The organism is Streptomyces sp. CA-251247, assembly GCF_050952975.1.
Taxonomy (GTDB): domain Bacteria; phylum Actinomycetota; class Actinomycetes; order Streptomycetales; family Streptomycetaceae; genus Streptomyces; species Streptomyces achmelvichensis.
The window spans coordinates 4,694,776-4,720,815 of sequence record NZ_CP191861.1; the positions used below are offsets into that span (position 1 = coordinate 4,694,776).

Below are 26,040 nucleotides of genomic sequence, written 5' to 3' on the forward strand. Positions count from 1 at the left end.
CGTCGTCCTGCGTTCAGCGGATGCGCGCCTCGGCGAGTCCACCCCCGCCCGCGGCGATGCCACCGGTCGGCTTGGCCGGGCTGAACGGCGGGGTGTCCTGTCGGCAGGTGGCTCCGGCGGGCGGCAGCGCGCCGGTGGTGAAGTAGCGCACGGCGTACTGGTTCACGCAGGTGCTGGGATTGACCAGGGCGGTGTGGCCGTAGCCCTGGAGGGTCAGCAGGCGGGCGTCGGCCAGTTCGCGGGCCATGACCTCGGCGGCCTGGTAGGAAGTGGCCGGGTCGTAGGTGGGGTTGACGACCAGGATCGGATGCGCGGTGGGCCGGTTCCACGGACCCGTGTAGCGGTGGGCCGCTGTCGCCGGCCACTGGCCGCACCACTCGTAGTCCCACACCCAGCGGCGGCCGAGGTCGCCCGCGCGTGCCGCGCTGAACGCGTCGAGTTCGGCATAACGGCTGAGGACACGGGGGTTGGGGCTCTCGGAGCAGACGACGGCGGCCTCCTGCTCGAAGCCCGGGTAGGCCGTGCTGTCAGGGGCCGCGGGCAGGCTCGGAGCGCGTCCCTGCCACAGCGCCTGCAGTGTCTCGGCGGCGTCGGTCCATCCCGGGGTGACGAAGTAGAGCGAGGACCGCAAGGCGTCCACGGTCTTCGCGTAGGTCCACTCACCGACCGGTCGGTGTCGGAGCCGTTCCATCAGCGTGGTCAGTTTGGTGCGGGTGGCAGCCGGGCTTCCCGCGGAGAACGCGCAGCGGGATGCCGGGCCTTGACCGCACAGGTCGAGGAACTGGTCCAGTGTCGCGGCCGACCCCAGATCCGAGCCGATGCGCAACGAGGTGGTCAGCCGCGCTTTTCCGGTCATGGCTCCGTCCGCGTAGCCAAGGGGGTCGACGTTGCCGTCCAGGAGCAGGCCACCCACCTTGTCGGGGAAGAGGTTCGCGTAGACGGCACCGAGGAACGTGCCGTAGGAGATGCCCCAGTAGCTGAGCTGTTCGTCCCCCACCGCCTGGCGCAGGCGGTCCAGATCGCGGGCGGTGTCGGGGGTGGAGACGTGCGGCAGCAGCTTCGAGGCCCGCTGCTTGCAGCCGTCGGCCAGCTCGGCCCTCCCGGCGAACCAGGCCTGCCGTTCCTTGTCTCCCACGGGGAACCCCGCCGGCTGCCGCGCCCACCAGGCGGTCGCCTCCTCCGCGCTGCCGAAGCAGCGCACCGCCGTGCTGCGGCCCACACCGCGAGGATCCCAGCTGACGATGTCGAATCGCTCGCGCAGCTCGGCCGGGAAATACCGTTCGTACCAGGCCGGCAGGGCATTGGTGCCGGCTCCACCGGGGCCGCCGGGGTTGAAGAACAGCGACCCGAGCCTCTCGGACGGGACGGTGGCTCTGCGCCGGATCAGAGCGAGATCGATGGTCTCCCCGGCCGGACGGTCGTAGTCGAGCGGAACGTCCAGCGTCGCGCACTCGAACCCCCGCTGTGCCTCGTCCTCGCACGGCCGCCACGTCGGCGCAGCTGCCCCTGAGTCCCCGCCACGAACGGTCTGCGGTGCGGCCGCTCCCGCCGACAGAAGGATGTACGGCAGCGCCATGGCGACGCACCACGCCAGACGGCCCTGCCGTCTCGATATCGGCCCTGGCATCGGGTGTCCCTTCCGTGGCAACGGGTCGGTCCCGCACAGCCGGAGCACGGCGGTCTCCCTCACCCAACAGCCCCCGGGCCCGGACAGCATCCGCTGGCACCCGATCGCGGTACGGCCCACGGACGCCGCGGAGCCGGCCGGGCCGCCGACGTGCGCGGCGGGACGCGGGGGCGGAGATTGGAACGAGCGGAGATCGCGAGGAGCGGACACCGGCCGCGTCGTACGAGCTGAGGAGCCGCCCATGTCGTCGGGACCGACAGGCGAACAGTGGGAGATGCGCCGGGACGGCCAGCGTGCCGTGGTGGTCCAGCTGGGCGCGGCGCTGCGCCACTACGAGGCGGACGGCAGACCGGTGCTGGACGGCTTCGGCGCGGACGAGCCGATCAGCGGCGGGCGGGGGCAGATCCTCGCCCCCTGGCCCAACCGGGTGGGGGACGGGCGCTACGGCTTCGCAGGCGCCGACCTCCAACTGCCGCTCACCGAACCGGAGAAGCGCAACGCGATCCACGGCCTGCTCCGCTGGAGCCCGTGGCGGCTGCTCGTCCACGGCGAGGACGTGGTGACGGCCGGAACGACCGTCTTTCCCCAACCGGGGTATCCCTTCCTGCTGGACGTCGTCGCCGAGTACCGGCTCGGGCCCGAGGGGCTCGAAACCACCGTCTCCGCGACCAACACGGGCGGTGTCCCCGCTCCGTACGGCGTGGGGCAGCACCCGTACCTGACGGTCGGCACCGACCGGGTGGACGACGCCCTGCTGACCGTCCCCGCCCGGTACCGGCTGCGCAGCGACGACAACGGGCTGCCCGTCGGCCGGGAAGGCGTCGACGGCACGGAGTACGACTTCCGCACCGCCCGTCCGATCGGCGGCGCGCAGCTGGACACCGCCTTCACCGGGCTGGAGCGCGACCCGTCGGGCCGTGCCGTCGTACGGCTCGCGCACCCCACCGGGCGGCACGGTGTCGACCTCTGGCTCGGCGACGGCACGCGGTACGTGCAGATCTACACGGGTGACACGCTCGACGAGTCCCACCGGCGCCGCGGCATCGCCGTGGAGGCCATGTCCTGCCCGGCGGACGCCTTCTGCAGCGGCACCGATCTCACCGTCCTGGAGCCGGGGGACGGTCATGTGCTGCGGTGGGGCCTGAGCCCTTGGGGGACCGGATGACCTCACCTTCGCCGGCGGCCGGGGAGCGGATGACCGGGGACGCGTTCCGGTCGCTGTACACGCGGCTGCGCGACGGGAAGCGGAGGGCGGATCCCCGCGGAGCGCTGCGCCATCTGACGCCCGAGCGGGTCGTGGCGGCCGCCGCGCGGGTGCGGCTCGGCCGTACGGTGTCGCTGGCCGCCCCGGTGGACACGCACCTCGGCCCGGACAACCCCGAACCGGCGCAACACCGGATGCTGGCGCCCGCTGCCGGCGAGACCGGGGCCGAGGGGCTGCACTTCGCCCTGGACCGCATCGCCATGAACGTCCACGGGGACGCGACCAGCCATCTCGACGCCCTCTGTCACGTCCTGTACGACGGCGAGCTGTACGACGGGGTGCCCGCGAGCACCGTGACGCCCGAGGGGGCCCGTGCGCTCTCCGTGGACCTGGTCGCGGAGGGCATCGTCGGCCGCGGGGTGCTGCTGGACATCCCCCGGCTGCGCGGCGTGCCCTGGCTGGAGCCCGGCGACTGGGTGACCCCGGACGATCTGACGGCGGCCGAGGCCGCGCAGGGGGTCCGGGTCTCTCCCGGTGATCTGCTGTTCGTCCGCGTGGGGCACCGCCGGCGCCGCGACGAGCTCGGCCCGTGGGACGTGGCCCGGGAGCGGGCAGGACTGCACCCGGACGCCGTGGCGTTCCTGGCCGAGCGGCAGGTCTCGGTCCTGGGCGGGGACGGCAACAACGACACCGCGCCCAGCGTGGTGGCGGATGTCGCCTTCCCGGTGCATGTGCTGGCCATCCACGCCCTGGGGGTGCACCTGATGGACTACCTCCAGTTCGAGGAGCTGGCCCCGGCCTGCGCGGACGCGGGCCGCTGGGACTTTCTGTGCACGGTCGCGCCGCTGCGGGTGCCGGGGGCCACGGGCTCGCCCGTGAACCCGATCGCCGTGCTGTGACCGGGGCAAGGCCGGCGGACCGGCGTCCGGTCGCCGTCCGTCCGGAGGGCGGATACGTTCGAAGGGGCGGGGCGACAGGTCTCACGGGTGGGACAGCAGGTCTCCGCAGCGCGGAGTGACAGGTCCTGGCGGCGCCAGGGCAGGGCCCCGAGCGCAAGGACGTGGTCGCCGTGGGCGACTTCCCCCACTACGACGTCATCATCATCGGCACCGGCGCCGGCGGCGGCACCCTCGCCCACCGGCTCGCCCCCTCCGGCAAGCGGGTCCTCCTCGTCGAGCGCGGCGACTACCTGCCGCGTGAACGGGACAACTGGGACTCCACCGCCGTGTTCGTGAAGGGCAAGTACCGGGCCCCGGAGTTCTGGCTCGACCGGCACGGCAACGAATTCCCGCCCGAGGTCAACTACTACGTCGGGGGGAACACCAAGTTCTACGGCGCTGCGCTGTTCCGGCTGCGGCCCGAGGACTTCGGCGAGCTCCGTCACCACGGCGGCCTCTCGCCCGCCTGGCCGCTCCGCTACGAGGAACTGGAGCCGTACTACACCGAGGCCGAGCACCTCTACCTCGTGCACGGGCAGCACGGGGAGGACCCGACGGAAGGGGCGGCGAGCGCGCAGTACGCCCATCCGCCGGTGGAACACGAGCCGCGCATCCAGCAGTTGAGTGACGACCTGCAGAAGCGGGGCCTGCATCCGTTCCACCTCCCCATCGGCGTCAACCTCAGCCAGGACGGCAACGGCGGGGCCACGCACGCGAGCGTCTGCATCCGGTGCAACCGGGTGGACGGCTTCCCGTGTCTGGTGCGCGGCAAGTCCGACGCCGAGGTGATCTGTGTGGAGCCGGCGCTGCGCCACCCCAACGTCGAGATGATCACCAACACCCATGTGGTGCGGCTGGAGACCGATACGACCGGACGCAGCGTCAACGCGGTCGTCGGCCGGCTCGCCGACGGCTCGGAGGTCCGCCTCACGGCGGATGTCGTGGTCGTCTCCTGCGGCGCGGTCAACTCCGCCGCCCTGCTGCTGGCCTCGGCCGACGACCGTCATCCCGCGGGTCTCGCCAACAGTTCCGATGTGGTCGGCCGCTTCTACATGCGGCACAACAACCTGGCGCTGATGGCCGTCTCGAAGGAACCCAACGACACCCAGTTCCAGAAGACCCTCGCCCTGCACGACTGGTACTTCGGCGCCGACGACTGGGACTTCCCGCTCGGCGGCATCCAGATGCTCGGCAAGTCGGACGCCGAGCAGATCCACGGGGAAGCCCCGAGGTGGGCGGGCGCCGTGGCTCCCGACATGCCGTTCGAGGTCCTGGCGCACCACGCCGTCGACTTCTGGCTGTGCGGTGAGGACCTCCCGCTGCCCGGCAACCGGGTCACGCTGGACGGCGACGCCCGTATCCGTCTGGCTCTCGACGAGACGAACAACATCGAGGGCCTCAAGCGGCTGCGGCACAAACTCCAGGGAATGCTCGGCCACTTGGGCATGCACGAACACAAGCTGCTGTCCCACAGCATCTATCTCCACAAGGGCATGCCGATCGGCGCCACCGCGCACCAGGCGGGCACCGTGCGCTTCGGCACCGACCCGGCCGCCTCCGCCCTGGACGTCAACTGCAAGGCCCATGACCTCGACAACCTCTATGTCGTCGACACGAGCTTCTTCCCGAGCATCGGCGCGGTGAACCCGTCGCTGACGGCCATCGCCAACGCCCTGCGGGTCGGCGACCACCTCGTGGAGCGGCTGGGCTGACGGGCGGCATTGGGCCGCGTGGGCGAAGATGCTCCGCCAGGCGGACCAACCCCAGCTCGCCGGACACACCTCCCGCCGCCGCCGGTGATTGCGTGGCCCCGCCCCAGCCGGGTGGACCGGGGCGCCGCAGCGAGGAGGCAGGGCATCATGAGTTCCAGCGAGGGCGCACCGCAGGGTGTCATTCCGGAGCGCCTGCTCAAGGGTCAGAAAGCACTGGTCACGGGCGCCAATTCGGGCATTGGGAAGGCCACGGCCATCGGGCTCGGCCGGGCCGGCGCGGATGTGGTCGTGAACTATGTGACCGGCGCCGACGCCGCGCAGGAAGTCGTCGACGAGATCACCTCGTTCGGAGTCCGGGCGGCCGCCTACGAGGCGGACGTCTCCCAGGAGGACCAGGTCGTCGCCATGACGGACCGCATGGTCGAGGAGTTCGGGACCATCGACATCCTGGTCGCCAACGCCGGTATGCAGCGGGACGCGCGGTTCACCGACATGACCCTCGCCCAGTGGCAGAAGGTGCTCGACGTCAACCTCACCGGCCAGTTCCTGTGCGCCCGGGAGGCGACCAGGGAGTTCCGGCGCCGCGGGGTCGTCCCCGAGGTCTCCCGGTCGGCCGGCAAGATCATCTGTATGAGCTCGGTGCACCAGATCATCCCCTGGGCGGGCCACGTCAACTACGCCTCGTCCAAGGGCGGCGTGCAGATGATGATGGCGACCCTGGCCCAGGAACTGGCCCCGGAGAAGATCCGGGTGAACGCGATCGCCCCCGGCGCCATCCAGACCCCGATCAACCGCGACGCCTGGGAGACGGCCGAGGCCCGCAAGGAACTGCTGAAGCTCATCCCGTACGACCGTATCGGCGAGCCCCAGGACATCGCCCACGCCGTCGTCGGCCTCGCCTCCGACCTCATGGACTACGTGGTCGGGACGACCCTCTACGTCGACGGCGGAATGACCCTCTTCCCCGGCTTCGCCACCGGCGGCTGACCTTCCCCGCACGTCCCGGACAGGGAAGGCGTACATGCACACCTCGTTCCACCTGCTGGCGGATGCCCCGGCCCAACTGCTGCCCGCCCGGGAACTCATGGCGTTCACCCTCGCCTCCCACATCATCCTGGTGCCCATGGGAGTGGCGCTCCCCTTCATCACCCTGGTGATGCACTACCGCGGACTGCGCAGCAAGGATGCGACCGCCCTCCTGCTGGCACGGCGCTGGTCGGCCGTCATGGCCGTGCAGTTCGCCGTCGGTGTGGTCACCGGCACCGTGCTGTCCTTCGAGTTCGGCCTGCTCTGGCCGGGTCTCATGGGCAGATGGGGGGACGTCTTCGGGATCGGGTTCGGCGTCGAGGCCTGGGCGTTCTTCCTGGAGGCCGTGCTCATCGCCATCTATCTCTACGGATGGCGGCGGCTGAAGCCCCGGACCCACTTCCTCCTCGGGCTCCCGCTTCCCGCCACCGCGCTGCTCGGGGCGTTCGGCATCCTCGCCGCCAACTCCTGGATGAACACCCCGCAGGGCTTCTCCCTCGACAGTGAGGGCAACCCGGTCGACGTGGACGTCTGGAAGGCGATCTTCACGCCGATGTTCGGGCCGCAGTACTGGCACTTCGTCGTGGCGATGCTGATCACCGCGGGCTATGTGGTGGCGGGCGTCTACGCCGTCGGCTGGCTGCGAGGCCGCCGCGACCGCTACCACCGGCTCGGATTCGCCGTTCCCTTCACCATCGCCGCGGTGGCCACTCCGGTGCAGTTCATTCTGGGCGACTCCATCGCCCGGTCGGTGTTCCACAAGCAGCCGGTGAAGTTCGCGGCCTTGGAGATCGTCTGGAAGACCGACAGCCGGGTCCCGGAGTACCTCTTCGGCCGCCTGCATCCCGACGGTTCCGTCTCGGGCGGTATCAAGATCCCGCTGCTCGACTCCGTCCTGGCCGGATTCAGCCCGAACACCACGGTGGTGGGGCTGACCTCGGTGCCCGCGGACCAGCGGCCGACGGCCACTCAGGCGACCATCGCGCACTGGGCCTTCGACCTCATGGTGCTGATCGGGTCGGTGCTGGTGCTGCTCGCCCTCTGGTACGGCATCGTCTGGCTGTGGCGCCGCCGGCTTCCCGAGTCGACGTGGTTCTACCGCAGCGCGGCCTGTGCGGGCGTCGCGTCCGTCGTCGCCGTCGAATGCGGCTGGATCGCCACCGAGGTGGGACGCCAGCCCTGGATCGTCTACCAGAACATGCGGGTCGCCGAGGCCGTCACCTCGACCCGCTCCACCACCCTGTGGATCATGCTCGGTCTGGTGATCGTGGTGTACGTGTTCATCTTCGGCTCGTTCCTCGTGATCCTGCTCCGGATGCGCACGCGCTGGCGGCTCGCGGACGAACAGCGGGCGGCGGGGAGCCCGGCGCCGCCGCCCGAGGCGGACACCCCGTACGGGCCGCGGGCGCCCGTTCCCGCGGGCGGCGCCCCCGCGGCCGGCACGGAGACCCCGTCGGAAGGCGGCCGTCCGTGAGCGCCGATCTCATCGCCGTGGTGCTGCTGCTCGCGGTGGCCGCGTACACCTGCGCGGGCGGCACCGACTACGGCGCCGGCTTCTGGGACCTGACCGCCGGAGGCGCCGAGCGCGGCAAGCGGCCCCGGTGGCTCATCGACCACGCCATGGCGCCCGTGTGGGAGGTCAACAACGTCTGGCTGGTCTTCATCCTCGTCATCACCTGGACCGGCTTCCCCACGCTCTTCCAGACCGTGTTCTCCGCGATGTGGCTCCCGCTGGCCCTGGCAGCCGTGGGCATGGTCCTGCGCGGCGCGGGATTCGCGTTCCGCAAGCCGGCCCGGCGGCTCGCCGGCCGGCGGCTGTACGGAGCGGTGTTCGCCGTGGCGTCGCTCGTGACGCCGTTCTTCCTCGGCGCCGCCATCGGCGGTGTCGCCTCGGGCCGGGCGGCGCCCGGTACCCCGGCCACGGCGGACGTCTGGGCCAACCCCACCTCGGTGCTGTTCGGGCTGCTCGCCGTCGCGACCACGGCACTCCTCGGCGCGGTGTTCCTCGCCGGGGACGCACGCCGTTTCGACGCGCCCGACCTCATCGGCTACTTCCGCCGGCGCGCGCTCGCCGCGCTGGCCGTGCTCGCGGTGCTGGCCGTGATCACGCTGTTCGTCACGCACGACGACGCTCCCCACGTGTGGCACGGACTCACCCACGGCGTCGGCCTGTTCTTCGTCGTCCTGGCCACCGTGGCCGCACTCGCGACCGCCTGGCTGCTGCTGCGGACACCCGGCAACTGGGCCCGCGTCACGGCCGTCTGCGTCGTCGCGTCCGCCGTGATCGCCTGGGGCATGGCCCAGCGCCCCTACCTCGTCCCGACCTCGCTGACCGTGGCGGACGGCGCGGGTGCGCCCTCGACCCTGACCTGGCTGGCGGTCGTCACGCTGGTGGCCGTGGTGATCGTCTTCCCGGCCGTCGGCCTTCTGTACTGGCTCGACACCCACGGCGAACTCGAAGAACTCAGCGACACCGACCTGAGGCAGGACGGCGCAGGCCGTGACAGCGCGCCCGGGAGCAACTGACCCTCCGCCCCGGGTGATTCCCCGGCCCTCGTGCCCGGACTCCGACGAAGGGAGCCGCAGTGACCGATGACGAGATCCTTCTCGGCTTCGCGCTGACCCTGGTCATCGCGACCGGATCGCAGATCCTGGCGAGCAAGCTGCGCGTGCCCGCCCTGATCCTGCTGCTCCCCGCCGGGTTCGCCGCAGGCGCCCTGACGGACGTCATCCACCCGGACCGACTGATGGGACAGAACTTCTCCGTCCTGGTGTCGCTGTCCGTCGCGGTGATCCTCTACGACGCCGGCCTGGGCCTCAACCTGCGCAAACTCACCGGTCACACCCGGTCGGTCGTGGGACGGCTGCTCCTGTTCGGCATCCTGATCACCTTCTTCGCCACCAGCTCGGCGGCGCCGGCCATGTTCGACATGCCCCTCAGGGTGGCAGCGATGCTCGGCACCATCCTCGTGGTCTCCGGGCCCACCGTGGTCGGACCGCTGCTCGACTTCGTACGGCCCTCCGACCGCGTACGCCGCATCCTCATCTGGGAGGGGACGCTCACCGATCCGATCGGCGGCATCCTCGGCGCGCTGGTGTTCCACGCCATCGCCACGACGCACCGGGTCGACATCGGGCGCGGCTACCAACTGGGTCAGTTCGGCCTCAGCCTGCTCGTCGGGCTGATCGGCGGGGCCGTGGGCACCGCGCTGCTCTGGCTGACGCTGCGCACCCTGCGGCTGGGCGAGACGCTGGGCACCCTGGCGCAACTGGCCACGGTGATCGCCGTCTCCGCGGGCTGCGACATCGTCCGGGACGACACCGGGCTGATCGCCGCCATCGTCACCGGACTCGCCGTGACCAACATCCAGGGCTTCGACATGCCCGCCCGGCGCCCCTTCTTCGAGACCCTGGCCCAGCTGATCATCGGGCTGCTGTTCGTCTCCATCTCCTCCACCGTCACCCCGGCGTCCCTGGTGCCCGTGCTCCTCCCCGCGCTGGGACTCATCGCGATCCTCGTCCTGGTGGTGCGTCCGCTGGTGGCCTACCTCTCGACGACCGGAACCGGCATGAGCCGGGGGGAGCGGGCGTTCACCGGCTGGATGGCGCCACGCGGCATCGTCGCGGCGGCCACGGCGTCGGCCTTCTCGGCGAGCCTCGTGGACCGGGGAGTGGACGGAGCGGGCCGGATCCTCCCGGTCACCTTCCTCGTGATCGTGGGCACCGTTCTGCTGTACGCCCTGACCGCGGGACCGGTGGCCCGGCGGCTGGGCATCGTGAAACCGGCGGGCACCCGGATCCTGCTGGTGGGCGGGAAACGGTGGGTGGTCGAGCTGGGGAAGGCCCTGCGGTCCGCCGGGCTGGACGTGCTGATGTGGGCGGGCCTCGACGAGGAGCGGCAGCGGATCAGGGACGAGGGGATCGAGCTGGCCACGGGTGACCTGCTGGCCACCGCCACCAATCCCGGCGCCCGGCTGGAGGGTGTGACCGCCGTTTTCCTGGCCACCGACGACGACGACTTCAACGCACTCGCGTCCGTGGTGATGCAGGACAACGTCGAAGGCCCCGTCTACCGGGTCGGACCCCCGCATGACAGCCACGGGGTCATCGCCCCCTACACCGGAGGGGACATCCTGTTCGGCCGTCCCCTCGTCCGCCAGGTTCTGGCGAACCGTTACGAGCAGGGGGCCCGGTTCCTGGTGCAGCCGGCCTCGTCCCCGGTGCCGCCGGAGTACGACACGCTCTTCGTGGTGCGGGCCGACAACAGGCTGGAGCCGGTGACCGAGAAGCAGCGGGTCACCCCGCAGGAAGGCGACACCGTCGTGCTGCTGGGCGCCGCCCCCACCGCGGGGTGAACCGACAGGGGCTTGGGTGGGGGATCTCTCCGCCGGACTCGGGACCGGCATGTCTCCGCGGGACTCAGGACCCGCATGTCACCGCGGGACTCAGGACCGGCCCTCACGCACCCGGTTGAGGGCGTCGTCCAGGGTGATCGCCGTGTCGATCATCGCGAGGTGCGTGAACGCCTGCGGGAAGTTGCCCAGTTGCCGTCCCGTCAGGTCGATCTCCTCCGAGTACAGACCCAGGTGGTTGGCGTACGTGAGCATCTTCTCCAGGACCAGCCTGGCCTGGTCCGTCCGTCCCGCCCTGGCCAGGGCGTCGACATACATGAACGTACAGAGCGAGAACGTCCCTTCGGAGCCGCGCAGTCCGTCGGGGGAGGCCTCCGGGTTGTAGCGGTAGACGAGGCTGTCGGTGACCAGCTCCCGGTCCATCGCGTTCAGCGTGGACGTCCACATCGGGTCGTCGGGCGTGATGAACCCCACCGTCGGCATCCGCAGCAGCGCCGAGTCGAGGACATCGCTGCCGTAGTGCTGCACGAAGGCCCCGCGCTGCGGGTGCCAGCCCCGCGCCAGGACCTGCTCGTAGATCTTGTCGCGCTCGGTCGTCCAGCGGCCCTTGGCCGCGGGCCGGCCGCTCGAGTAGGCGAGCCGCAGGGCGCGGTCGAAGGCGACCCAGCACATCACCCGTCCGTACGTGAAGTCCTGCCTGCCGCCACGGGTCTCCCACAGCCCCTCGTCCGGCTGGTCCCAGTGGTCCACCAGCCAGTCGAGGAGCGTGTGCAGCGAGGTCCAGCCCCGGTTGTCGAGCTGGATGCCGTGCTGATCCGCGAAAAAGATGCTGTCCAGTGCCTCGCCGTAGATGTCCAGCTGCAACTGGTCCGCGGCGCCGTTGCCGATGCGCACGGGAGAGGAACCGTGGTACCCCTCCCAGTGATCCAGGGTCTCCTCGACCAGATCGGAGGAGCCGTCCACCCGGTACATGATGTTCAGCGGTCCGGCGTCGCCGCCCGCCTTCTCCTGCACCCGGTCGCGCAGCCAGCCGGTGAAGGCCTTCGCCTCTTCCTTGAAGCCGAGGCCGAGCAGGGCATACACCGAGAACGAGGCGTCCCGGATCCAGGTGAACCGGTAGTCCCAGTTGCGTTCGCCGCCCAGTTGCTCGGGCAGTCCCGCCGTCGGCGCCGCGACGAGGGCGCCGCTCGGGGCGTAGGTCATCAGCTTCAGCGTGACGGCCGAGCGTTCCACCGCCTCGCGCCAGCGGCCCGAGTAGCGGGACTGGGACAGCCACCCCCGCCAGAAGTCGACCGTCTCCCCGAAGAGCTGCTCGAACTCGCCGAGGTCGATCTCGCGCGCCGGCCCGGGGGGCGACGACTCCAGCAGCAGTCCTCGCTGTTGGCCCGCCTCCAGCGTCAGGCTGAAGCGCAGGTCCCTGTCACCCGACACCGCGTTCAACAGCCGATCGTCCTCCGGATTCCGGACGGCGTGAACGGCCACTTGCAGCCCGTCCGAGACGAACATGGCGCCGTGCTGCGAGATGTGCAGCTCGTGAGTCTTACGGCCGTAGTCGAACCGCGGGGCGATCTCCACGTCGAAGGTCATGCTGCCGCGTACGCAGCGCAGCATGCGGACGATCCGATGGCGGTCGGTGGCCTCCGACCCGGTCACCGGCATGAAGTCGAGTACCTCACCGGCGCCGGCCTCGGTCATGAACCGGGTCACGAGAATAGCGGTGTCGGGCAGATACAACTGCTTGGTCGAATAGTTTTCCACCGCCGGTTTGACCGTGAAATGCCCACCCTTTTCCCGGTCCAGCAGGGCACCGAAAATACTGGGCGAATCGAAGCGCGGACAGCAGAACCAGTCGATCGTCCCGTCGGTCGCCACGAGCGCCGCGGTCTGCAGATCTCCGATCAGACCGTGATTCTCGATCAGCGGGTATTCGTCCATGACGAGCCCCTTCCGGGTTCCCTTGGCCCAGCTTAAGCACGGACCCCACGGGCGGGCCTGCCGAGAAGGCGGTGCCGCAGCCGCCCCCTTCTGCCGCTGCGGCCGTCCGCGAGCGGCCTTAACGTGGTGGGGGAGGGCTGTGCCGAGCCGGAACTGGAGGCGTCCTGTGCCGTACCGCCGAGCACCGGCTCCCACGAGTGGACGGACCCGCGCGTGCGGGGCCTGACGTCCTGGGCAGCGGTCTTCGGGCTGCGGCAGTACGCCAAGGCCAGTCTGTGGATCCTGCCCCTTGTCGGTCTCGTGCTCGGTACTCTCCTTGCCGAACTCGCCATCACTTTGGACGGAAAGGACTGGCCGCCGAGCGGCTGGCGGTATTCCGCGACGACGGCGAGCGGAGTACTCAGCTCCATTGTCGGGGCTATGGTGGCGCTGCTCGGATTCGTGGTGACCATCGGCGTTCTCGTCGTACAGCAGGCGACCGGAACTCTTTCCCCGCGGTATATGCGCCTGTGGTATCGGGACCGCTTGCAAAAGGCCGTGCTCGCCACGTTCACCGGGACGTTCGCGTTTGCGTTCTCCCTGCTGCGCAGTATCGAGGCGAACTCCGTCCCGGACTTCGGAGTCACCCTCGCCGGAGTGGCGGTGGCCGTCAGCCTGCTGCTCCTGCTCGTCTATCTCAACCGGTTCACCCACAACCTCAGGCCCGTGGCCATCGCGGCTCTGGTGGGAAGAATGGGGGAGAACGTCTTTTCCCGCGGGGCCACCAGAATCCGCGACGCCGCTCCTCGCGCCGACGAGTCCGAGCCGTCCGGCGCCCCGACGACGGTGATCCGCTCCGAACGCGGTGGTGCCATCCAGGCGTTCAACATCTCCGGGCTGGTGGCCGAGGCGACGCGCCACGACTGCGCCTTCGTCGTGACCCGCCTGATCGGTGACTTCGTCCTGCCCGGCACCGTGCTCGTCGAAGTCCACGGCGGTACCTCGACGCCCGACCCGGACCGGGTGAACGGCCTCGTCGCGCTGGGGGCCGAGCGCACCATCGAGCAGGATCCGGCCTTCGCCCTGCGGATTCTCGTCGACATCGCCATCCGGGCGCTCTCCCCGGCGGTGAACGACCCGACGACCGCGGTACAGGTGATCAACTACATCGAGGGCATGCTCCAGTCGGCCGGCACGTTGCCGCTCCCCGGCCGGTACGTCCTGGCCGACGACCAGGGCCGGCCACGGCTCGTGCTGCCCGGGCGGGACTGGGACAACTATCTTCAGCTCGGCGTCTGCGAGATCCGCGAATACGGAGCATCGTCCGTGCAGATCTGCCGCCGGCTCCGCGCGCTGCTCGAAGACCTGCTGGACACCCTGCCGCCCGCACGTCATCCCGCCCTGCGGGTCGAGTTGCAGCTGCTCCAGGAGTCGGTCGAGCGGGTGTTCACGGACCCGGCCCGCCGGGCCCTGGCGGAAGCGGCCGACTGTCAGGGCATCGGTGGGCGGTACGGCGGGCGGCACGGATCACCCCGCCGACCGCACGGTCCGACGGCCTGATCAACCGCCGCCGGACGGCCCCCGCATCGTTCACCGGAGCGTCAACCGCCCTCGGGGCGCGGTGCGTCCGCGACCGGGTAGGGCACGAAGCTGCTGCTGTTCTCGTCGATGGCGAGCGGCCGCCCGAGCGGCGGTACGGCGCGCTGCGGGCAGTCCAGGCGTTCGCAGATGCGGCAGCCCATGCCGATCGGCGTGGCGGCCGAGACGTTGTCGAGGTCGAGGCCGTCGGAGTAGACGAGCCGTGAGGCATGACGGACCTCGCAGCCCAGGCCGATCGCGAACGTCTTGCCCGGCTCGCCCCAGCCCCCGCGGTGGCGCGTGACCGCACGGGCGGTCCACAGGTGGCGCTGTCCGTCGGGCATCGCGGCGACCTGGACGTGGATACGGCCGGGGGCGGCGAACGCCTCGTACACGTTCCACAGCGGGCAGGTGCCGCCGGCGCGGGAGAAGTGGAAGCCGGTGGCGGACTGGCGCTTCGACATGTTGCCGGCGCGGTCGACCCGGACGAAGGAGAAGGGCACACCGCGCAGCCTGGGCCGTTGCAGCGTGCTGAGCCGGTGGCAGACGGTCTCGTACCCGAGGCCGAAGCGGTCCGTGAGCCGTTCGATGTCGTAGCGGAACTCCTCCGCGGCGCGGTGGAAGGCGGTGTACGGCAGGATCAGCGCGGCGGCCAGGTAGTTGGCGACCCCGATCCTCGCGAGCGACCAGGTGGCGGAGGATTCCTCGAAGTCCTCCGACGCAAGCGCGGACAGATGATCGCCGAACTCCAGCAGGGCGAGCTGCGTCGCCATCCGGAAGGCCTGCTGACCGGGCCGCAGTCTGCTGGACAGATGCAGGACGCGGGCGTCGGGGTCGAAGCGGTGCAGCCGGTCGGAGTCCGTGGCCAGCCGCACCCCGTGCCGCTCGGTGAGCCGTGCGGACAGCGCGCGCACCACCTCACCGGGACGGACGCCCACCTCACCGGCCAGGGCCTCCGCGGCGAGATCGGTCTCGTGGAGGTAGTTCTGCCGGCGGTAGAAGAACTCCCGGATCTCCTCGTGGGCGGAACGCGGCAGGGACAGGTCCTCGCCGCCGCGGCCCTCGGCCGCCTCGGCCAGCCGCTCCGCCAGATCCTGGCGTCGCCGGCCGAGATCGAGCAGCACCGAGGCCACGGCGGGCATCCGCGAGGCCAGTTCCGCCAGGTCGGACGGGGACACCCGGGCGGCGGTCACCTCGTTCGCCAGCATCTCGCGCAGGTCCGCCACGAGCCGGCTGGTGTCCCGTTCCGAGAAGAATCCCGGATCCACTCCGAACGCCTCGGTCAGCCGCAGCAGGACCGGCACGGTCAGCGGCCGCGAGTCGTGCTCCATCTGGTTCAGATAGCTCGGCGAGATCGCCAGCACGCGGGCCAGCTGCGCCTGACTCATGCGCCGCTCCTCGCGCAGCCGCCGCAGTCGCGGTCCCGCGTACGTCTTGCTCATACCGTCCCCTTCCGGCCCCGGCAGGGCCCCTTCCGGTACCGGCAGCGTATCGCCGTGAAGGCTCGTACGACCCTTCGCAAACATGGCAGAACAGGTACGGAAGATTCGCAGAAGTTGGCATCGGGCCATGGTTGATGGCACTCGGTGCCACTGTCAGAGTCGTACTGCGGCCCGCCGGGCCTGGCGGCCGAGCCGGAGCAACGAGTGCGATTTCACGCCCTGACGTCGTGCATCTGCCCTTCCGGCCGGGCACCCCGGACGCATTGCTCACCGCTTCACCCACCGGGATGCAAGGCGGGCCGCACCCGTAGACATGTCACTCAGTGTCATGACTGCGCACACTTCACAGAATCAGCAGGACCACACACCGGGAGACGGTCATGGCGCAGACAGGGACGACGACGGCCGCCGAGGAGCTGGCACAGCGATGGGCGACCGATCCGCGGTGGAAGGGCATCGAGCGCACCTACGGCACGGAAGAGGTCGTACGGCTGTCCGGCAGCGTCCGCGAGGAGCACACGCTCGCGCGGCGTGGTGCCGAGCGGCTGTGGCGACAGCTGCACGAACAGGACTACATCCACGCACTCGGCGCCCTGACCGGCGGCCAGGCCGTGCAGCAGGTGAAGGCGGGCCTTCAGGCCATCTACCTGTCCGGCTGGCAGGTGGCCGCCGACGCCAACCAGGCCGGCCACACCTATCCCGACCAGAGCCTGTACCCGGTCAACTCCGTGCCGCAGGTGGTGCGCCGGATCAACAACGCGCTGCTGCGTGCCGACCAGATCGCCACGGCCGAGGGCGGTGCGGACACGACGGACTGGCTGGCGCCGATCGTGGCCGACGCCGAGGCAGGCTTCGGCGGCCCGCTCAACGCCTTCGAGCTGACCAAGGCGATGATCGCCGCGGGCGCCGCGGGAATCCACTACGAGGACCAGCTCGCCTCCGAGAAGAAGTGCGGCCACCTCGGCGGCAAGGTCCTCGTGCCCACCTCGCAGCACATCCGCACCCTCAACGCCGCCCGGCTGGCGGCGGACATCGCCGATGTGCCGACGCTGATCGTCGCCCGCACGGACGCACTCGCAGCCAACCTGCTGACCAGCGACGTCGACGAGCGCGACGCGCAGTTCGTCACCGGCGAGCGCACGGCGGAAGGCTTCTACCGGGTGCAGAACGGCATGGCCCCGGTCATCGCCCGCGGCCTCGCGTACGCGCCGTACGCCGACCTGATCTGGGTCGAGACCGGTACGCCGGACCTGGAGCAGGCCCGGGAGTTCGCCGAGGCGATCCACGCCGAGCACCCGGACCAGATGCTGGCGTACAACTGCTCGCCGTCCTTCAACTGGAAGGCATCCCTGGACGACGACCAGATCGCCACGTTCCAGCGCGAACTCGGCGCCATGGGCTACCGCTTCCAGTTCATCACCCTGGCCGGCTTCCACTCGCTCAACCACGGCATGTTCGACCTCGCCCGCGGTTACGCCGAGCACGGCATGACCGCCTATGTCGACCTCCAGGAACGTGAGTTCGCGGCGCAGCAGCACGGCTTCACCGCCGTGAAGCACCAGCGCGAGGTCGGCACGGGCTACTTCGACCTCGTCTCCACCGCCGTGAACCCGGCCTCCTCCACCACGGCGCTGAGCGGCTCCACGGAAGAGGAGCAGTTCCACTAGGTCATGTCCGCCCTTGGTGCGGAGCCCCGGCCCGGGCTCCCGGCGGCGCCGACCCCGACCCGCGCCGTATCCCGCCCGTCACGGCAACCCCGTGTCCAGGTGAGGGACGGCCGACCGTCCCCGTCCGGCCCTCACCGCTCCGCCGAGGAGATCCGTATGTCCACCACCATCGCTCCGAGCAGCACGATCCAGGTCCTGGGCGCACCCGGCGACCGCTTCGACGAGATCCTCACCCCGGAGGCACTGGACTTCGTCGCCCGCCTCGACGCCGCCTTCGCCAACCGCCGTTTCAAGCTCTTCGCCGAGCGGCGCCGGCTCTCGGGCCGGCTCGCTTCCGGCTTCCCCCTCGACTTCTCCCGGGCCACCAGCGGTATCCGCAACGACCCCCACTGGCAGGTCGCTCCGCCCGCGCCCGGACTGACCGACCGCCGTGTGGAGATCACCGGGCCGCCGGACCGCCGCACGGCGGCTGCCGCCCTCACCTCCGGTGCCCAGGTGTGGATGGCCGACTTCGAGGACTCCACCTCACCCACCTGGGACAACATCGTGGGCGGTCAGCTGACTCTGCTGGACGCCGTCGAGCGCCGTAGCGACCTCACCGGACCGGAAGGTGAGCAGAACCGGGCGGGTGGTGAACTCCCCACCGTGATGGTGCGGCCCCGCGGCTGGCATCTCACCGAGAAGCACCTGGTCATCGACGGCCGCCCGCTCTCGGCGTCCCTGGTCGACTTCGGCCTGTACGTCTTCCACTGCGCCCAGCGGCAGATCGACGCCGGCCGCGGACCATACTTCTATCTGCCCAAGCTGGAGCACCGCGAGGAAGCCCGGTTGTGGAACGACGTGTTCGTTCTCGCCCAGGAGCTCCTCGGCATCCCGCGCGGCACGATCCGCGCGACCGTTCTCGTCGAGACGGTCACGGCGGCGCTGGAGATGGAGGAGATCCTCTACGAACTGCGCGAGCACGGTGCAGGCCTCAACGCGGGCCGCTGGGACTACCTCTTCAGTCTGATCAAGAACTTCGCCCACCGCCCCGACTTCACCCTCCCCGACCGGGACCGGGTCACCATGACCGCGCAGTTCCTGCGGTCGTACACGGAACTCCTCGTGCGTACCTGCCACAAGCGCGGAGCGCACGCCATCGGCGGTATGGCCGCCCATCTGCCGGTCCGGGACGCCGGCGCCCGCGAGTCCGCGCTCGCCAGGGTCCGGCTCGACAAGGAACGCGAGGCCGAGGACGGCTTCGACGGCACCTGGGTCGCGCACCCCGCTCTCGTGCCCCTGTGCCGCGACATCTTCGACGCGGTTCTCGCCGGCCGTCCCCACCAGCTCGACCGCACCCGTGAGGACGTCCATGTCACGGCGGACGACCTGCTCGCCGTGCGCCGCACGGCCGGCCCGCCGACCCTCGACGGTGTCCGCTCCAACATCTCGCTGGCCCTGCGGTACTTCGACGCCTGGCTGCGCGGCCAGGGAGCCGTGCCCCTCGACGGCCACATGGAGGACGCGGCAGCCGCCGAGATCGCCCGCAGCCAGGTCTGGCAGTGGATCCGGCACGGCGCCGTCGAGCGGGACACCGTGCTCGCCATACTGGACGAGGAGATCGCCGCGCTCGGCCGGGAGTACCCGTGGGCCCGGGTCGACGACGTGCGGGAGATCTTCGAACGCACAGCTCTCGCGCGGACGTTGCCGGAGTTCTTCACCACCGACGCCTACGCCCGCCACCTCGTCCGCCGTCCGGAGGTCCAGTCATGAACGCGGTCATCCACAGAGTCGGAGTGGTCGGCGGCGGGCAGATGGGCTCCGGCATCGCCGAGGTCTGCGCCCGCGCCGGACTCGACACCGTGGTGTGCGAGGCGGACGCCGCCGCCGCGCGAGGCGCCCGGGAACGGGTGGCCGTCTCCCTCGAACGCGCCGTCCAGCGCGGCAAGCTGGACCGCCTGTCGGCCGAGGACGCCCTCGCCCGGATCGTCTTCACCGGCAGCCTCGACGACCTCGCCGACCGGCAGCTCGTCATCGAGGCCGTCGTGGAGAACGCCGACGCGAAGACGGAGGTCTTCCACGCACTGGACAAGATCGTCGAGGACCCGGCGGCGATCCTGGCCACCAACACCTCGTCCCTTCCCGTCATGCGGCTGGGCATGGCGACGAACCGCGCCGACCGCGTGGTGGGCCTGCACTTCTTCAACCCCGTGCCCGTGCTCCCGCTCGTGGAGGTCGTCGCCTCGCTGCACACGGCCGCCGCCACGGTGACAGCGGTCGAGACCTTCGTCCGGGACGCGCTCGGCAAGACGGTGGTCCGCTCGCAGGACCGGGCCGGCTTCGTGGTCAACGCCCTGCTGATTCCCTATCTGTTGTCGGCGATCAGGATGGCCGAGTCGGGCTTCGCCACGGCCGCCGACGTGGACGCGGGCATGGAACTGGGCTGCGCCCACCCGATGGGCCCGCTCAAACTGGCCGACCTGATCGGCCTCGACACGGTGGCCTCCATCGCCGAGTCCTTGTACGACGAGTTCAAGGAACCCCTGTACGCACCGCCTCCGCTGCTCCAGCGGATGGTGGAGGCGGGGCTGCTGGGCCGCAAGACCGGCAGAGGGTTCCACACGTACGACCGCGGCTGAGGGGCCGACGGTTGCCGGGGAGAGGGGGTGTGGACCAGTCCGACCGGACTGCTCCACACCTCACGGTGCGGTGGCCGTAGCCGGCTGCTGGAAGGCGGTCCGGGTGAAGGCGGCGGTCGGAGTGGCGCCGGGCGGGCGTTCTCAGCGGAACGGGCCGAGTGGGAGACCGCGTTCCTGACGATGGGCGGCACCCGGTGCCGACCCGGTACGTACCTCACAAAAGCGTGTCGTACCCGGCAAAACGCGGCACGGCCCACCAGGATGTGGCGCTGGTCGTGACGTCCACAGGGGCGCGAGGCGGTCGACAGCCTGGACGGCCTCGACGGAAGGTGCGGTGGCTCAGGTGGCGAAGGCGACGACGGATGCGCAGGACAGCGAGAATGCCGTCGAACTCGGGGGCTACCGGCAGGAGCTGAAACGGACGCTCGGTTCCTTCCAGGTGTTCGCGATCTCGTTCGCCTTCATCTCGGTGGCGGTCGGCATCTTCGCGACGTACGACGAAGTGCTGGTGACCGCGGGGCCGGTCGGGATCTGGCTCTGGATCATCGCTGCGGTGGGGCAGACCCTGGTGGCGTTGGTGGTCGCGCAGTTCGCGGCCCGTATCCCGCTCAGCGGCTCCTCCTACCAGTGGGCCTCGCGGCTGGCCAGCCCGAAGGTCGGCTGGGGCTTCGGCTGGCTGACCTTCTGCTACCTGGCGATCAGCGTGGTGGCGGTCGACAACGCCTTGGCGAGCCAGGCGTTCATGCCGCTGATCGGTCTCGAACCGGACGAGGGAACCGCGCGCCTGATCACCGTCGTGGTCCTGCTCGTCCAGACCGTGCTCGCCGTGGTCTCCACCCGCGTCGTCAGCGCGATCAACGCGGCCGCGGTGGGGCTCGAACTGGCGCTGGTCGTGTTGGTGGCGGTCGCGCTCGTCATCGCTGTGGTGGTCACGGGCGACGGCGCGGGCGGCAACCTCACCTCGCGCGGTGTCACCGAGAACGCCCCCGACTACTTCGCCGTCGGCGGCGGGCTGATGATCGCGATGATCATGGGCCTCGCCACACTCGTCGGCTTCGACTCCGCGGCGAACCTGGCCGAAGAGGCCAAGGATCCCTTTCGCACCGTTCCGCGAGCGATCGTGGGTTCGGTCGTGGCGGCCGGGCTCCTCGGACTGCTGTTTCTGATCACGCTCACCATCGCGATCGACGACATCCCCCGGATCACTGCCGACGGCTCGCCGGTCGTGGCGATCATGCGTGATCAGCTCGGCCCGGTGATGGAACGGACGCTGCTGGTCGCGATCTTGTTCGCGTTCTTCGGCGCGGGGATCGTGGCGATGGTCGCGTGTTCGCGGCTGGTCTTCGCCATGGCGCGGGACTCGCGCTTCCCCGCGTACCGGCTCATGCGGCGCGTCAACCCGCGCACGCACACGCCGATCCCGGCGACGGTCCTGATCTTCGTTCTGGGAGTCATCCTGATGGTGGCTCTGCCGGGCGCCGCGCTGCTGGAGCTGATCACGGCATCAACGATCCTCCCGGCGATCACCTACGGCTCCACGATCGTCCTCTACCTGGTGGTTCGCGGACGGCTGGGTCGCAGGAAAGGCGCGTTCGACCTGGGGCGCTTCGAGCTGCCGGTGGCGATCTGCGCGCTGGTGTGGACGCTCATCGCGCTGTTCGTGCTGGTGTCGCCGCCGGAGGCGCTCGTCTCCGTCGTGATCGTGGTCGGCCTGCTGGTCGCGGGCGGGCTGTTCTTCCTCGTCATGCTGCGATTCGACCGCCAGGCGCTGGAGACGGAGCCCGGGGAGGCGGGCGCCTTCAGCGAGAGGTGACGGCGTGAGCCGTGGCGGGTGGGTGTGCGTGCGGGGCAGCCGCAGCGGACGTGTGCGGGTCTTCTTGTCGTCGGAACGCGTCGTCGTCGGAGCGGGGTGTTTCGGAGGGGGTGTTTCGGAGGGGGCGTGCCGGTCAGGTGCGGCCGACCGGGGCCGCATGCGCAGAGGCGCTCACGGTGGGTGACCAGGGCGTTCGGGGTTTCCCGCCCGGGACCACCGAAGGCCGCCCCCACCAGGGGTGGGGTACCGTTGACGACTGCGAAGGGGAGTAGCCCCGCGAACCGGTCGTCGACACACTGGAGCCCCCGGGCTCCCGGTGGCCGGGCCTGCGGATGACGCGGGCGGGCGAGACCTTCGGTCAGGTATGACGTGCCCGCGCCCTGCGGGTTCGCCGTCGTGCCGGGCCGAGCGGTCCTCCGGTTGCCTCTGGCGCTTCGCGAAGACCGGGGCCCGGCTCTCACAGAAAGCCACCCGGAATGAGCCTCGACCCTCTGGCGATCGTCACCGCCTTCGGTCTGATCTTCCTCGCGGAACTGCCCGACAAGACGATGTTCGCCTCCCTGGCGATGGGCACGCGGATGCGCCCTCTTTACGTCTGGTTCGGCACATCGAGCGCTTTCATCGTGCACGTCGCGATCGCGGTCGGAGCCGGCAGCCTGATCGGGCTTCTGCCCGACTGGATCGTCAAGCTCGTCTCCGCTCTCCTCTTCGCTCTCGGTGCCTTCATGCTGCTGCGCGGCGGAGCCGAGGACGACGAGGAGGACGCCGGGGGCAAGACCGTGACCGGTTTCTGGCCCGTCTACTCGACCGCGTTCATGGCGGTGTTCATCAGTGAGTGGGGCGACCTCACCCAGATCACCACCGCCAACCTCGCCGCGAGCAACGGCACGTGGTCCACCGCCATCGGCTCCGCCGCCGCCCTCATGTCCGTCTCCGCCCTGGCTCTGCTCGCCGGCCGCTTCATCGCCAAGCGCGTGCCGCTGAAGACCGTGCAGCGCATCGGCGGCCTGTGCATGCTCGGCCTCGCGATCTGGTCGGTGACCGAGATCTTCACGGGCTGACGCGGCCCGGCGCGGGGCGCGCGCGGCGCCCCCGGCCGAGGGCGCCGGCGGCCCCTGCACATGCGGCCTGATGCGGCCGAATGTATGAAGGAAGTGCAGGCGGGGGGATCGGGCCGCAGCGCCCTTCCCCACCCTGGGGCGGGTCCGCAGGGCACGCATGAGGGGGTACCGGATGGAGAGGCATCTCATGGCCCGCACCAGAACAGACCCGCAGTCGAAAACGCCCTTCTTCTCCCGCCCCGCCGTCCGCCGCCTCCTACCGTTCGCCCTGATCACCGCGGTCGCCCTGATCTTCATCTTCGAGAACCGCGCGAGCGTCAGGATCCGTCTGCTGATCCCCGAGGTGACCATGCCCCTGTGGGGTGCCCTGCTGATCGCATGGGGCCTCGGGATGCTCGCCTGCCTCTTCACGGTGCGCCGGCGGGATTCCCGGCGAACGATGTGACGCGGTGCCGAGAGCTCCGGCCTCGCCGGGGCCCTCGGGCCGGGTGTCAGAGGTCGCGGTGGACCTTGGAGTTGGAGGCCTGGGCGCGGGGGCGGACGACCAGGAGGTCGATGTTGACGTGGGAGGGGCGGGTGACCGCCCAGGTGATCGTGTCGGCCACGTCGTCCGCCGTCAGGGGCTCGGCCACACCCGCGTAGACCTTGGCGGCCTTCTCCGTGTCGCCACGGAAGCGGGTCGTCGCGAACTCCTCCGTCCTGACCATCCCCGGCGCCACCTCGATGACGCGGACCGGAGTGCCGACGATCTCCAGGCGGAGGGTCTCGGCGAGGACGTGCTCACCGTGCTTGGCGGCCACGTAGCCCCCACCGCCCTCGTAGGTGGAGAGCCCGGCGGTGGAGGAGAGGATCACGACCGTGCCGTCGCCGCTCTCGGTGAGGGCCGGCAGCAGGGCCTGGGTGGTGTGCAGCGTGCCGATGACGTTGACCTCGAACATCTCCCGCCAGTCGGCGGGGTCGCCGGTGGCGACCGGGTCCGCGCCGAGCGCGCCGCCCGCGTTGTTGACCAGGACGTCACAGCGGTCGAGGCTCGCGGCGAAGGCGTCGACGGCCGGGCGGTCGGTGACGTCGAGGGCGTACGCGGTGGCCCGGTGGCCCGCCGCGACGAGCTCCGCGGCGAGTGCCTCGATCCGGTCCTTGCGGCGGGCGGTGAGGACGACGTGGTACCCGGCGGAGGCGAGTCCGCGGGCGGTCGCGGCGCCGATGCCGCTGCTGGCTCCGGTGATGACGGCGACGGGGGTGCCGGCGGCGGTCATGTCCAACTCCTCGCGCATGTGATCGGTACGCGGCCCAGGATAAGCGGCCGCCGGTTCAGCGGCCGCGGGGTGCGTACATGATCAGCGCCATACCGGCGAGGCACACCAGCGCGCCGAGAATGTCCCAGCGGTCGGGGCGGTAGCCGTCGGCGACCACGCCCCAGGCGATGGAGCCGGCGACGAAGACACCGCCGTACGCGGCGAGGATCCTGCCGAACTCGCCGTCCGGCTGAAGCGTCGCGACCAGGCCGTACGCCCCGAGCGCGATGACCCCCGCCCCGATCCAGAGCCAGCCGCGGTGCTCCCTGAGGCCCTGCCAGACCAGCCAGGCGCCGCCGATCTCGAACAGGGCGGCGACGACGAACAGAAGGACCGAGCGGGCGACGAGCATGGGCAGAGCCTGCCATGGGGAGCCGCTGGGACGCGCCGGGCCTGATGGGCAATCAGTTATATAGACACACAAAAGGTATCTTCAGGATATGTGTGTGATGCGCAAGGTGCTGCTCGCGGTGTCCGCGGCTGTCGTACTGGTGATCGGCATGGGCGGGGCGAGCGCCGGCGCCCGGGTGATCGCGCCCGAGGCGGACGTGGCGCACCATGGCCATGTCTCGCTGACCGGCGGGCGGATGGGGATCGCGCTGGTGTCCCAGAGCTACGGTCCGGCCAGTCTGGACAACGCCACCGTGAAGCTCACGTTCTCGGTGCCGCTGGCGGGAGCCCAGGTGCTGCCGGAGCGGTGCCTGTGGGGATCCGACCGGGTCGTGCTGTGTGCGGCGGGGGCACTGCGGGCCGGGGGCACGGGGCGGACCGTCGCGCTCGACCTGCGGACGCTGGGCGTCCCGGACGAGGTGGTCGTGAAGGTCGGCACCCACTGGAACGGCGGTGCGACCGACCGGAATTCGGCGAACAACGAGCACGAGGTGCTGGTGCTGTCCACCGGAGACCCGTACGTCTTCTGAGGCCCGGCCCATGCTGGTGCGTCCGGTCCGGAGCGGTGAGCCACCGTCCGCGCCGGTGGGTCTGATCCGTGCCGGTGGGCTCTGGTCCACACTGGTCCCGTGATTGTCGAACGCGCGTACGCCCACCTCGCCTCCTACGACGAGGACGCCTGGCCCTGGTCGGTGCCCTGCGTCCGGCAGCTGCTCGACGAAGGGCTGCGCTTCACCGCACCGGTGACCTTTCTGGTGGGTGAGAACGGCTCGGGAAAGTCGACCCTGGTTGAGGCCCTGGCGGAGGGCTTCGGCCTGGACTCCTACGGCGGATCGCACGACTGGCGCTACTCCTCCGCGCGCGGCAAGTCGGTCCTCGGCGAAAGCGTGCGCTTCGACGCCGCCCCGCGCGGGCGTCGCATGGTCAGGAGCTGGTCGGCCCGTAAAGGCTTCTTCCTCCGGGCCGAGACGGCGCTGGACGCCCTGGACCGGGAAGGCTTCGCACCGGACTTCGTCAGCCATGGTGAGGGCTTCCTCGCCGCGTTCCGCGGGAAGTTCCTCCAGGCGGGGCTCTATGTGATGGACGAGCCGGAGGCGGCGCTCTCCTTCTCCTCCTGCCTCGAACTGATCGGGCACATCGACCGGTTGACCAAGGAGGGCGGCCAGATCATCTGTGCCACGCACTCCCCGCTGCTGACCGCCCTGCCCGGCGCGGACATCGTGGAGGTGGGGGAGCACGGCATGCGGCGGGTCGCCTGGCGGGAGCTCGGTGTGGTCGACCACTGGCGCCGCTACCTCGCCGACCCGCAGGCCTACCTGCGCCACATCGTCGAGCCCTGAGGACACCCCCAGGTCCCGGGCATTCCCTGGTGCCGGTCCGCGCCGGGAGGTCCGCCCGGTCGG

The 26,040-nt window shown here is 70.6% G+C and carries 21 protein-coding genes; 16 read left to right on the top strand and 5 right to left on the bottom strand.

All coding sequences use genetic code 11. From position 1 onward, the window contains the following. Window positions 1–13: 13 nt before the first annotated feature. On the bottom strand, window positions 14–1,627 hold the full coding sequence (locus ACQPWZ_RS20775) for an alpha/beta hydrolase (protein WP_433572106.1): 1,614 nt from the start codon (window positions 1,625–1,627) through the stop codon (window positions 14–16). Between the two features lie 241 nt (window positions 1,628–1,868). Here ACQPWZ_RS20775 and ACQPWZ_RS20780 point away from each other — a divergent pair, with 241 nt between their 5' ends. The 7 genes from ACQPWZ_RS20780 (at window position 1,869) to ACQPWZ_RS20810 (ending at window position 10,862) form a co-directional block, all read left to right on the top strand. After that, a complete protein-coding gene (locus tag ACQPWZ_RS20780) occupies window positions 1,869–2,792 on the top strand; it encodes an aldose 1-epimerase family protein (protein WP_433572107.1) in 924 nt (307 codons plus the stop codon). A gap of 29 nt (window positions 2,793–2,821) precedes the next feature. Then, window positions 2,822–3,730: a cyclase family protein gene (locus tag ACQPWZ_RS20785; RefSeq protein WP_433573846.1), complete on the top strand. Its 909-nt coding sequence runs from the start codon at window positions 2,822–2,824 to the stop codon at window positions 3,728–3,730. Between the two features lie 170 nt (window positions 3,731–3,900). After that, entirely contained in the window at window positions 3,901–5,481 is a 1,581-nt protein-coding gene (locus tag ACQPWZ_RS20790; protein WP_405571811.1) for a GMC oxidoreductase, read from the top strand. 147 nt (window positions 5,482–5,628) lie between these two features. Then, window positions 5,629–6,468 (top strand): SDR family oxidoreductase, encoded by an 840-nt coding sequence (locus ACQPWZ_RS20795; protein WP_356700861.1) that lies wholly within the window; start codon window positions 5,629–5,631, stop codon window positions 6,466–6,468. Window positions 6,469–6,502: 34 nt separating this feature from the next. Continuing rightward, a complete protein-coding gene (locus ACQPWZ_RS20800) occupies window positions 6,503–7,981 on the top strand; it encodes a cytochrome ubiquinol oxidase subunit I (RefSeq protein ID WP_433572108.1) in 1,479 nt (492 codons plus the stop codon). After that, window positions 7,978–9,033: a cytochrome d ubiquinol oxidase subunit II gene (locus ACQPWZ_RS20805; RefSeq protein WP_405571817.1), complete on the top strand. Its 1,056-nt coding sequence runs from the start codon at window positions 7,978–7,980 to the stop codon at window positions 9,031–9,033. Before ACQPWZ_RS20800 ends, ACQPWZ_RS20805 begins: the two co-directional genes overlap by 4 nt. A gap of 59 nt (window positions 9,034–9,092) precedes the next feature. After that, complete coding sequence (locus ACQPWZ_RS20810; RefSeq protein ID WP_433572109.1) at window positions 9,093–10,862, top strand: cation:proton antiporter; 1,770 nt, start codon at window positions 9,093–9,095, stop codon at window positions 10,860–10,862. 90 nt (window positions 10,863–10,952) lie between these two features. Here ACQPWZ_RS20810 and ACQPWZ_RS20815 read toward each other — a convergent pair whose 3' ends face one another. After that, window positions 10,953–12,794: a glycoside hydrolase family 15 protein gene (locus tag ACQPWZ_RS20815; RefSeq protein WP_433572110.1), complete on the bottom strand. Its 1,842-nt coding sequence runs from the start codon at window positions 12,792–12,794 to the stop codon at window positions 10,953–10,955. A gap of 126 nt (window positions 12,795–12,920) precedes the next feature. On the opposite strand from ACQPWZ_RS20815, the gene ACQPWZ_RS20820 reads away from it, so the two are divergent. Beyond that, entirely contained in the window at window positions 12,921–14,333 is a 1,413-nt protein-coding gene (locus ACQPWZ_RS20820; RefSeq protein WP_433572111.1) for a DUF2254 domain-containing protein, read from the top strand. A 41-nt stretch (window positions 14,334–14,374) separates the two neighbouring features. On the opposite strand, the gene ACQPWZ_RS20825 is transcribed toward ACQPWZ_RS20820, so the two are convergent. Then, on the bottom strand, window positions 14,375–15,793 hold the full coding sequence (locus tag ACQPWZ_RS20825) for a short-chain fatty acyl-CoA regulator family protein (RefSeq protein WP_405571824.1): 1,419 nt from the start codon (window positions 15,791–15,793) through the stop codon (window positions 14,375–14,377). A 380-nt stretch (window positions 15,794–16,173) separates the two neighbouring features. Here ACQPWZ_RS20825 and aceA point away from each other — a divergent pair, with 380 nt between their 5' ends. The 6 genes from aceA to ACQPWZ_RS20855 all read left to right on the top strand — a co-directional run bounded on the left by aceA (window position 16,174) and on the right by ACQPWZ_RS20855 (window position 23,397). Then, window positions 16,174–17,460 carry an isocitrate lyase gene (aceA, locus tag ACQPWZ_RS20830; RefSeq protein ID WP_433572112.1) on the top strand — a complete coding sequence of 429 codons (1,287 nt, stop codon included), beginning with the start codon at window positions 16,174–16,176 and terminating at the stop codon, window positions 17,458–17,460. A gap of 156 nt (window positions 17,461–17,616) precedes the next feature. Next, complete coding sequence (gene aceB, locus ACQPWZ_RS20835) at window positions 17,617–19,212, top strand: malate synthase A (RefSeq protein WP_433572113.1); 1,596 nt, start codon at window positions 17,617–17,619, stop codon at window positions 19,210–19,212. Then, window positions 19,209–20,078 carry a 3-hydroxybutyryl-CoA dehydrogenase gene (locus ACQPWZ_RS20840; RefSeq protein WP_405571833.1) on the top strand — a complete coding sequence of 290 codons (870 nt, stop codon included), beginning with the start codon at window positions 19,209–19,211 and terminating at the stop codon, window positions 20,076–20,078. The genes aceB and ACQPWZ_RS20840 overlap by 4 nt, the downstream gene beginning before the upstream one ends. A 343-nt stretch (window positions 20,079–20,421) precedes the next feature. Beyond that, on the top strand, window positions 20,422–21,891 hold the full coding sequence (locus tag ACQPWZ_RS20845; protein WP_433572114.1) for an APC family permease: 1,470 nt from the start codon (window positions 20,422–20,424) through the stop codon (window positions 21,889–21,891). A gap of 476 nt (window positions 21,892–22,367) precedes the next feature. Beyond that, on the top strand, window positions 22,368–22,952 hold the full coding sequence (locus ACQPWZ_RS20850) for a TMEM165/GDT1 family protein (protein WP_383231997.1): 585 nt from the start codon (window positions 22,368–22,370) through the stop codon (window positions 22,950–22,952). A gap of 187 nt (window positions 22,953–23,139) precedes the next feature. After that, window positions 23,140–23,397 (top strand): hypothetical protein, encoded by a 258-nt coding sequence (locus tag ACQPWZ_RS20855; RefSeq protein ID WP_433572115.1) that lies wholly within the window; start codon window positions 23,140–23,142, stop codon window positions 23,395–23,397. 46 nt (window positions 23,398–23,443) lie between these two features. Here ACQPWZ_RS20855 and ACQPWZ_RS20860 read toward each other — a convergent pair whose 3' ends face one another. Further along, a complete protein-coding gene (locus ACQPWZ_RS20860) occupies window positions 23,444–24,208 on the bottom strand; it encodes an SDR family oxidoreductase (RefSeq protein WP_340474629.1) in 765 nt (254 codons plus the stop codon). Between the two features lie 55 nt (window positions 24,209–24,263). Further along, entirely contained in the window at window positions 24,264–24,599 is a 336-nt protein-coding gene (locus ACQPWZ_RS20865; RefSeq protein WP_340474631.1) for a YnfA family protein, read from the bottom strand. Between the two features lie 88 nt (window positions 24,600–24,687). Between ACQPWZ_RS20865 and ACQPWZ_RS20870 the strand changes: the two genes are divergently transcribed. Together ACQPWZ_RS20870 and ACQPWZ_RS20875 are read left to right on the top strand one after the other, a co-directional pair. Further along, window positions 24,688–25,167, top strand: a complete 480-nt coding sequence (locus ACQPWZ_RS20870; protein ID WP_356700882.1) for a hypothetical protein — start codon at window positions 24,688–24,690, stop codon at window positions 25,165–25,167. Window positions 25,168–25,266: 99 nt separating this feature from the next. Then, the gene (locus ACQPWZ_RS20875) at window positions 25,267–25,977 is read left to right on the top strand and encodes an AAA family ATPase (protein WP_356700884.1); all 711 of its coding nucleotides are present in this window, start codon (window positions 25,267–25,269) and stop codon (window positions 25,975–25,977) included. Window positions 25,978–26,040 lie beyond the last annotated feature (63 nt).